The following is an 8841-nucleotide window of genomic DNA, read 5'->3' on the forward strand; positions in this document are numbered from 1 at the left end:
GTGTGTCAGCCCGCGACGTCCAGTTCGCTGCGCACGGGGTGGCGGGCCGGAGCCGGTGCGAGGACGGTGTCGACGGCGGCCTCGGCCAGCGCGGCGAGCTCCCGCCGGTCGGCGGCCCGACCGGGGGCGATCTCGTCCAGGACGTGCACCTCGAGCGCGAGACCGCGCAGCGCCACGACGCGGCGCACCGAGTCCACGATGGTGTCCGCGCCGATGAACGCCGGTGCGGTGGTGGCCTCGCCGGCCCGCAGCCGGAACCGGAGCGCCACCGGCAGCACCGGCACCCCGCCGTCGATCGCGGCCTGGAAGGCGGCCGGCCGGAAACGGCCGTGGGTCAGCCCGCACCAGGTCGTGCCCTCGGGCGTGACCGTCACCGCCGACCCGCCACGCAGCACCTCGGCCAACCGTGCCACGGTCGCCGGCAGCGAGCGCAGCCCCGCGCGGTCGACGTAGACCGAGCCGCCGGCGGACACGAGCCAGCCCAGTACCGGCCACCGGGCGATCTCCGACTTCGCGAGCGCGCGCATCGGCCGCACCGCGCTCACCGCCACGATGTCCAGCCAGGAGACGTGGTTGTGCACCACGAGCACCCCGCGGCCACGTGTCGCGAGGCCGGCGGCGCCGGACACCCGCAGCCGAACCCCGACGGCCACCAGCACCAGACGGAAGACCACGCGCGCGGCGACCTCGCGCGCCCGCCGGCCGACGACCACGAGCAACGGCACGGACAGCAGGGCGAGCAGCACCACCAGCACCAACGCCAGCAGCCGCAGCCAGCGCAGCGGGCGCGACACCGACGGCTCGTGGCCCGACAGGCAACCGTCCCCGCACGGCGAGGTCGGAAACCACGAATGAGGATTCATGTCGGCTGCCCGCCGAGGAAGTAGCTCAGATAGCGCTGGTCGATCTGGTCCAGTCCGAGGAGGACGAACAGGTCGGCGACGCCGAAGTCCGCGTCCAGGGCGGGTGGGCCGCAGACCCAGGCGCCGAGCCGGAGGTAGCCCCGCAGCAGCGGCGGCAGGACGACCCGGCGGGGCGGCGTGGCCGCCTCGGGCTCCCAGGGCCGCAGCGGGCGGACTCGGTAGGGCGGCGGGGCCAGGTGGCGGTGGCGGACGGTCTCCCAGACACCGGCGGCGTGCGTTCCACCGTCGCCGAGTGGGATCGAGGCGCAGCCGGCGAGCCAGCGGTGCCCGGTCAGCAGCAGGTACCGGGCGATCCCGGCCCAGACCAGGCTCACCACCGCACCGGACCGGTGGTCGGGGTGGACGCAGGAGCGGCCGGTCTCGACCAGCGAGTGCCGCAGTGGCGCGATCGCCCTCAGGTCGAACTCGGTCTCGGAGTAGAGCATCCCCGCCGCGGCCACCCGCTCCGGCGGCAGCATGCGGTAGCAGCCCACGATCTCGCCGCTGCCGTCCTCGCGTACGACGAGGTGGTCGCAGTGCTCGTCGAACGCGTCGACGTCCACCCCGGGCACGGGCGTGTGCAGGGTGGCGCCCATCTCCTCGGCGAACACCCGGTACCGGAGGCGTTGCGCGGCGAGGACCTCCTCGCCGTCGCGGGCCAGCAGCAAGGAGTACCGGGGGCGCGCGGTGTCATCACCAGTGGTGCTGACCAGCAACTGGGCCTGGGTCATGGCCACTGTCTACCGGGCCCCCGGCAAACCTCACGGGCTCCTTACCGTGTCACGTCCGTGAACACTGGCCGTCGCCGGCTATCCCTTGCGCTTCAGGGCTTCCTCGGTCAGCTGCGGCGCGACCTTGAACAGGTCGCCCACGACGCCGTAGTCGGCGATCTCGAAGATCGGCGCCTCCGGGTCCTTGTTCACCGCGATGATCGTCTTCGACGTCTGCATGCCGGCCCGGTGCTGGATGGCGCCGGAGATGCCGAGCGCGATGTACAGCTGCGGGGAGACGGTCTTGCCGGTCTGGCCCACCTGGAACTGCGGCGGGTAGTAGCCGGAGTCGACGGCGGCACGGGAGGCGCCGACGGCCGCGCCGAGCGCGTCGGCCAGCTTCTCCACGACCTCGAAGCTCTCCGCGCTGCCCACACCACGTCCGCCGGAGACGACCACCGAGGCCTCGGTCAGCTCGGGACGGTCGCCACCGACGACCGGCTCGCGGCCGGTGATCCTGGTGGCCTTGGCCGAGTCGACGGCCGGAACCTCCACCGCCTCCTCGGCGGCAGCGCCCTGCGCCGGCTCGGCCTCGAGCCCACCCGGGCGCACCGAGATGACCGGGAGTCCCTTGAGCGCCTTGGTCTTCACCACGAAGGCGCCACCGAAGACCGACTTCGTCACGACGACCTCGTCACCCGAGGTCTCCACGCCGACCGCGTCGACCAGCAGGGCGCCGCCGATCCGCGCGGCCAGCCGGCCGGAAACCTCCTTGCCCTCCGCGCCGGCCGCGACCAGCACCGCCGCCGGCGACTTCGCCTCGACCAGCGCGGCCAGCACGTCGACCTTGGGCGTCACGAGGTACGCGGCGGCGTCCTCGGACTCGGCGACGTAGACCTTCGCCGCGCCGTAGGACGCGAGCGACTCCTTGAGCTTGGCCGCGTCGCCCGGCGCGCCGACCACGACCGCGCTCGGCTCGCCGATCGCGCGGGCCGCGGTGAGCAGCTCGTGGGTGACCTTCTTGACCTCGCCGTCCAGGTGATCGACGAGGACCAGGACCTCTGCCATCGGTTTCCTCCCTCTCAGATCAGCTTCTGGGCGACCAGGTACTCGGCGATGCGGGCGCCGCCCTCGCCGTCGTCCTCGACGCGCTGGCCGGCCTCGCGCGGCGGCTTGGGGGCCGCCTCGAGGACGGTCGACCAGGCGCTGTCGAGGCCGACATCGCCGGCGTCGAGGCCGAGGTCGTCGATGCCGAGCGTCTCCACCGGCTTCTTCTTGGCGGCCATGATCCCCTTGAACGAGGGGTACCGCGGCTCGTTGATCTTCTCCGCGACGCTGACCACCGCGGGCAGGCTCGCCTCGAGGTGGGTCAGGCCCTCCTCGGTCTCCCGGGTGACCTTGACCGCGGTGCCGTCGATGGTGACCTCGCGGGCGTGGGTCAGCTGGGGGTAGCCGAGCAGCTCGGCCAGCATGGCCGGGATGGCGCCGCCGCTGCCGTCGCTCGCCTCGTTGCCGGCGATGACCAGGTCGACGTCCTCGACGGTGCCGATCGCGGCGGCGAGGATCTTGGCCGTCTGCAGCATGTCCGAGCCGTGCACCGCGTCGTCGAGGACGTGGATGGCCTTGTCGGCGCCCATCGAGAGCGCCTTGCGGATGGCGTCGGTGGCGCGGTCGGGTCCGAGGCAGAGCACGGTGACCTCGCCGTCGTGCGCCTCCTTGATCTGGAGGGCCTCCTCGACGGCGCGCTCGTTGATCTCGTCGAGCACGGCGTCGGCCGAGTCCCGGTCGAGGGTGTGGTCCCCGTCGTTGAGCCTGCGCTCGGAGTAGGTGTCCGGCACTTGTTTCACCAGCACGACGATGTTTGGCATGGGTCTGCTCCGACCTCCCGATACGAGCCGTCCGGCTTTGCGCGACCACAGGATACGAGGACGGCCTGACAGTGCCGTGCGGGTCGCGCGTCGGCACGGTGTCCGTTCCACCCGTATGTTACTGATCGGTAGCCTACCGCGCCGCCCGATCTGACTCGTCGTGACCCCGCTCACCCGTTTGGGTGAGTTACCCTCGTTCACATGACGGGACGTGTTGGGTTGGTGACCGACTCCACCTCGAACATCCCGGCAGCGCTGGCGGCCCAGTGGGGAATCACGGTCGTTCCCACACAGCTCCACATCGGCGAGCACGTCCGGGCAGAGCACGTCGTACCCAAGGAGATGCTCGTCACGGCGCTGGAGCAGAACCTGCCGGTGCGCACGTCACCGCCGGACCCGGCCGGCTTCACCTGGGCCTACCAGGACATGGCGGCTCGAGGCGTCGACGAGGTGATCTCGGTGCACCTCTCGAGCCGGCAGTCGCAGACCTGGGAGGTGGCCCGGCAGGCGGCGGCGCGGTCCCCGGTGCCGGTACACGTCATCGACTCGCAGACGACCGGCATGAGCCTGGGGTACGCGGTGCTGGCGGCGGCGAGGACCGCCGGCGCCGGCGGCAGCGCCCGACGGGTGATGAGCACGCTGACGAAGCGGCTGGACTCCAGCGCCGAGCTGTTCTACGTCGACACGCTGGAGTACCTGCGCCGAGGCGGCAAGATCGGCGCGGCGACAGCGCTGCTGGGGAGCACCCTGTCGCTCAAGCCGCTGCTGACGGTGCTGAACGGTCAGATCGCGCCGCTGGAGCGCGTACTCGGAGCGGAACGGGCCCTTCGGCGGCTGGTGGAGAACGCCGTGCGCAGGGCGGGCGGGCGCCAGGTCGACGTGGCGATCGAGCACTTCGGCGCGCCGACCCGGGCGCAGCGCGTCCTCGGCCGGCTCAGGCAACGCCTCCCGACCGCCCGCGAGATCACCTTCACCGAGGTCAGCTCGGCGATCGGTGTCCACGTCGGCCCTGGAGCGATCGGCGTCGCGATCTCGCCGGCGTAGGAGCGAGGCCCATCCGCCAGGCCAGGGCGCGCAGCTCGGCGTTCTCCCGGACCCAGGGCAGCGCGGTGGTCACGGCTTCGCGGGCGAAGACGTGTGACGGACCTGTTGGGGGGCGAGCCGATGCCATGGCCGTGGGCCCACGAGAGGCCCTCCTCATCGAAGGCTCCTCAGGCTACCGGGGGACGGCCATGATCACAGGCGTCGCGTGGTCCCCTTCGGACGTGATCGGGCTGGTCAAGACCCACTCCACGACGACGGCGACATACCGGCCGGTAAGTTCACCGTTGTCCCGGGCACCGACGCGACAGGAGGCGGAGCACTTGACTGACGTAAGTGCGGGTCACGGGAACGCCCTCCCCCTCACCGGCGAACGCACCGTGCCCGGGGTCGCCGAGGAGAACTACTGGTTCCGCCGGCACGAGGCCGCCTATCTCGCACTCCGCCCCTACTGCGTTGACGCCGCGCTGCTCGAGGCCGGCTGCGGCGAGGGGTACGGGGCCAACCTGCTCGCCGGGGACGCCCGCGCGGTCATCGCCCTGGACTACGACGCCACCACCGTCGCGCACGTGCACCGGGCCTATCCCAGCGTCCACCCGGTACGCGGGAACCTCGCGGCACTCCCCCTGCGATCGTCCACTGTAGACGTTGTGGCCAACCTCCAGGTGATCGAACACCTCTGGGACCAGGCCGGCTTCCTGCACGAGTGCCACCGGGTACTGCGACCCGGCGGCCGGCTGCTGGTCACCACCCCCAACCGGATCACCTTCTCCCCCGGCCGGGACACTCCGCTGAACCCCTTCCACACCAGGGAACTCGACCCGGACGAGCTGTGCGAGCTGTGCGAGGCCAACGGTTTCCGCGTCGAGCTGCTCGCGGGGTTGCGGCACGGCCCCCGGCTCCGCGCCGCCGAGGTCGCGCTCGGCGGGTCGATCGTCGACCTCCAGGTCGCCGCCGCGGTCGCCGCCACACCCTGGCCGATGGCGCTGCGGAAGGCGGTCGCCGGCGTCGAGGCGGGCGACTTCGAGATCGGGACAACCGACCTCCAATCCTGTTTGGACATCGTGGCCGTGGCGGTTCGTCGGTGAGGCACCTTCGGCCATCCTCCACAACCGCCGCCTCAGGGGTCGGGGAGGCGGACTAGTGAGCGACGAGGGCACCTTCTGTCTGGTACTGCACAGCCACCTGCCCTGGCTGCCGCACCACGGCACCTGGCCGGTCGGCGAGGAGTGGCTCTACCAGGCCCTCGCGCACTCCTACCTGCCGCTCGTCGACCTCCTCCACCGGCTCGGCGAGCGGGGGCGGCGCGACGTGCTCACGCTCGGCGTCACGCCGGTACTCGCCGCACAGCTCGACGACCCCTACGCCCTTCGCTCGGCGCACGACTGGCTCGGCAACTGGCAGCTGCGTGCCCAGTACGCCGCGACCCGCTGGCGCGCGGAGGACCCGCTGCTGCGCGAGCTCGCCGCCACCGAGTACCGCGCCGCCGGAGGGGCCATCGAGGAGTTCGAGACCCGCTGGCGCAACGGGTTCTCCCCCGTGCTGCGCCCGCTCGTCGACTCGGGCGTCATCGAGCTGCTCGGCGGTCCGGCCACGCACCCGTTCCAACCGTTGCTGCACCCCAGGATCCGCCGCTTCGCCCTCCACACCGGACTCACCGACACCGCCCTGCGGATCGGCAGCAGGCCGGACGGGATCTGGGCACCCGAGTGCGGCTACGCGCCGGGAATGGAGCGGGACTACGCCGACCACGGGGTGCGCCGCTTCCTCGTCGACGGACCGGCACTGCACGGCGACACCCACGCTGCCCGGCCGGTCGGCGACACCGACGTGCTGTGCTTCGGCCGCGACCTCGAGGTCACCTACCGGGTCTGGTCGCCGAAGGCAGGCTACCCCGGCGACCCCGCCTACCGGGACTTCCACACCTTCGACCACCCCAGCGGCCTCAAGCCCGCCCGGGTCACCGGCAAGAACGTGCCGCCGGAGCGGAAGCGCCCCTACGACCCGGACCTCGCCGCGGCCGCCGTGCGGCGCCACGCCGAGGACTTCGTGTCCAGTGTGGTCACCCGGCTGCGTGACCTCCGCGAGCGGCACGGCCGTCCCGGGCTGGTGGTCACCGCGTACGACACCGAGCTCTACGGCCACTGGTGGCACGAGGGCCCGGCCTGGCTGGAGGCCGTGCTGTGCGGGCTACCGGCGGCCGGGGTGCGGGTGACCACGCTGCGCGGCGCGGCCGAGGCCGGACACGTCGGTGCCCCGGTGGAGCTGCCCGTCTCCTCGTGGGGCTCGGGCAAGGACTGGCGGGTCTGGGACGGTGCGCAGGTCGCGGACCTGGTCGGCGCCGGCGCCGCCGTGCAGGACGAGCTGCTCGCGCTCCCGCCCGGCGAGCGCGACATCCGCGACCCCGCCCGCGACCAGGCGGTGCGCGAGGCGCTGCTGACGCTGTCCAGCGACTGGGCGTTCATGGTCACCAAGGACTCGGCCGCCGACTACGCCCGCCGACGCGCCAAGGTGCACGGCGACCGCTTCGGCGAGCTGGCCGGCATGATCCGCGCCAACCAACACGACCGCGCCCACCACCGCGCCGCCGAACTCCGCGCCACCGACCGCCCCTTCGGCCACCTGGACGCCCGGGGGTTGCTGTCATGAGCCACGCGCGAACCGCCCCGCCCCGCGTGCTGATGCTGTCCTGGGAGTACCCGCCGGTTGTCGTGGGTGGGCTGGGGCGGCACGTGCACGCGCTGGCCCGCCACCTCACCGGGCTCGGCCACGAGGTCGTCGTGCTCTGCCGGCACGAGGCTGGTACCGACGCGGCCACCCACCCGAGCACCGACACCGTCGTCGACGGCGTGCGGGTGATCCGGGTAGCCGAGGACCCACCCCATCTGCTGTTCGAACAGGATCTCGTGGCGTGGACGCTCGCCATGGGCCACGGCATGATCCGCGCCGCGCTGTCGCTGGTGGACCGGTGGCGGCCGGACGTCGTGCACGCGCACGACTGGCTCGTCACGCACGCGTCGGTCACCATCGCCGAGCACCTCGGCGTCCCCCTGGTGGCGACCGTGCACGCGACCGAGGCAGGCCGGCACGGCGGCTGGCTCTCCCAACGCCTCAACCAGCAGGTGCACTCGGTCGAGTGGTGGCTGGCCAACCGGGCGGACGCCCTGATCACCTGCTCGGCGGCGATGCGCGCCGAGGTGGCACACCTGTTCGAGGTGGAGTCGGCCGAGATCGCGGTGATCCACAACGGGATCGAGCCGCGCGGCTGGCGGGTGCCGGCCGCGGCCGTGGCGACGGCGCGCGAGCGCCACAGCCCGGACGGCGCGCCGCTGGTCGTCTACTTCGGCCGGCTGGAGTGGGAGAAGGGGGTGCCGGACCTGCTCACGGCCCTGCCGCGGATCCGGCGGTCCCACCCGGGCACCCGCCTGGTCGTGGCCGGGACCGGGGTGCAGGCCCAGGCGCTGGTCGAGCAGGCCCGCAAGCTCCGGGTGCGCCGCTCGGTGGACTTCGTCGGGCACCTGCCCGACCGCGCGCTGGTCACCCTGCTCTCGGCGGCGGACGTGGTCGTCCTGCCGAGCCGCTACGAGCCCTTCGGCATCGCCGCGCTGGAGGCGGCGGCGGTCGGCGCCCCGCTGGTCGCCTCGACCGCCGGCGGGCTCGCGGAGCTGGTCGTGCACGGGGAGACCGGTCTGTCGGTCGAGCCGGGGGACGTGGACGGGATCGTGGCCGGGGTCGGCACGGTGCTGGCCGATCCCGCGGCCGCGGCCCGGCGGGCGCGGGCGGCCAGGGCCCGGCTCGCCCGGGAGTTCGACTGGACCGAGATCGCCGAGGCCACCGCGGCGGTGTACCGCGAGGCGGCGGCGCGGCCCCATCCCGCACTGGGCCGACCGAAGATCGCGACCGGCAACGCGTTCCGCGACTGACTCCGGGTCGAGTCCGGGTCTTTCCCCATGGCCGTCCGGGCCGTTTGCGCCTACGGTCGCCGGTAGGAGATGCGGGGGAGGCGATGACCATGTTGTTCGCGGCCGTTCTCGTGTACGAGGCGACCAGCTCGCGGGCCGGACAGGGCCCGTGGTTCGAGGAGACCGTGACCCTGCTCGAGGCCGACTCGCCCGAGCACGCGGCGGAGAAGGCGCGCGAGCACGCCGAGTCGCGTGAGATCGAGGGCGAGGACGCGGACGGGTACACGATCAGGTGGAGCTTCCGCCATCTCGTCGACGTGGCCGAGATCGACGGCCCGCTCGGCGACGGCGCCGAGCTCTACACCCGGCACTTCCGCGACTACCGCGCCTACCTCGCGGTGGAACCGCTGGCGAGCTA

At 72.9% G+C, this 8841-nt stretch carries 9 protein-coding genes; 5 read left to right on the forward strand and 4 right to left on the reverse strand.

Annotated elements, in window-relative coordinates; genetic code table 11:
* Nucleotides 1-5 precede the first annotated feature (5 nt).
* The 4 genes from BU204_RS04880 to BU204_RS04895 all read right to left on the reverse strand — a co-directional run bounded on the left by BU204_RS04880 (nucleotide 6) and on the right by BU204_RS04895 (nucleotide 3480).
* Nucleotides 6-863, reverse strand: a complete 858-nt coding sequence (locus BU204_RS04880; protein ID WP_083660994.1) for a lysophospholipid acyltransferase family protein — start codon at nucleotides 861-863, stop codon at nucleotides 6-8.
* A complete protein-coding gene (locus tag BU204_RS04885) occupies nucleotides 860-1633 on the reverse strand; it encodes a GNAT family N-acetyltransferase (RefSeq protein ID WP_075124341.1) in 774 nt (257 codons plus the stop codon). The genes BU204_RS04880 and BU204_RS04885 overlap by 4 nt, the downstream gene beginning before the upstream one ends.
* Before the next feature lie 78 nt (nucleotides 1634-1711).
* Nucleotides 1712-2680, reverse strand: coding sequence for an electron transfer flavoprotein subunit alpha/FixB family protein (locus BU204_RS04890; protein ID WP_075124318.1), 969 nt, complete (start codon nucleotides 2678-2680; stop codon nucleotides 1712-1714).
* A 14-nt stretch (nucleotides 2681-2694) separates the two neighbouring features.
* Complete coding sequence (locus BU204_RS04895) at nucleotides 2695-3480, reverse strand: electron transfer flavoprotein subunit beta/FixA family protein (RefSeq protein ID WP_075124319.1); 786 nt, start codon at nucleotides 3478-3480, stop codon at nucleotides 2695-2697.
* A gap of 201 nt (nucleotides 3481-3681) precedes the next feature.
* Here BU204_RS04895 and BU204_RS04900 point away from each other — a divergent pair, with 201 nt between their 5' ends.
* From BU204_RS04900 to BU204_RS04920, 5 genes are all read left to right on the forward strand, one after another.
* Entirely contained in the window at nucleotides 3682-4524 is an 843-nt protein-coding gene (locus tag BU204_RS04900) for a DegV family protein (RefSeq protein ID WP_075124320.1), read from the forward strand.
* 320 nt (nucleotides 4525-4844) lie between these two features.
* Nucleotides 4845-5609: a class I SAM-dependent methyltransferase gene (locus BU204_RS04905; RefSeq protein WP_075124321.1), complete on the forward strand. Its 765-nt coding sequence runs from the start codon at nucleotides 4845-4847 to the stop codon at nucleotides 5607-5609.
* 55 nt (nucleotides 5610-5664) lie between these two features.
* A complete protein-coding gene (locus tag BU204_RS04910) occupies nucleotides 5665-7170 on the forward strand; it encodes a 1,4-alpha-glucan branching protein domain-containing protein (RefSeq protein WP_075124322.1) in 1506 nt (501 codons plus the stop codon).
* Nucleotides 7167-8444, forward strand: a complete 1278-nt coding sequence (locus BU204_RS04915) for a glycosyltransferase family 4 protein (protein ID WP_075124323.1) — start codon at nucleotides 7167-7169, stop codon at nucleotides 8442-8444. Before BU204_RS04910 ends, BU204_RS04915 begins: the two co-directional genes overlap by 4 nt.
* A gap of 83 nt (nucleotides 8445-8527) precedes the next feature.
* Nucleotides 8528-8841: DUF4288 domain-containing protein (locus tag BU204_RS04920; protein WP_143229307.1), on the forward strand; the 314-nt coding region annotated here is incomplete at its 3' end.

Source organism: Actinophytocola xanthii (assembly GCF_001921205.1).
GTDB classification, from domain to species: Bacteria; Actinomycetota; Actinomycetes; order Mycobacteriales; family Pseudonocardiaceae; genus Actinophytocola; species Actinophytocola xanthii.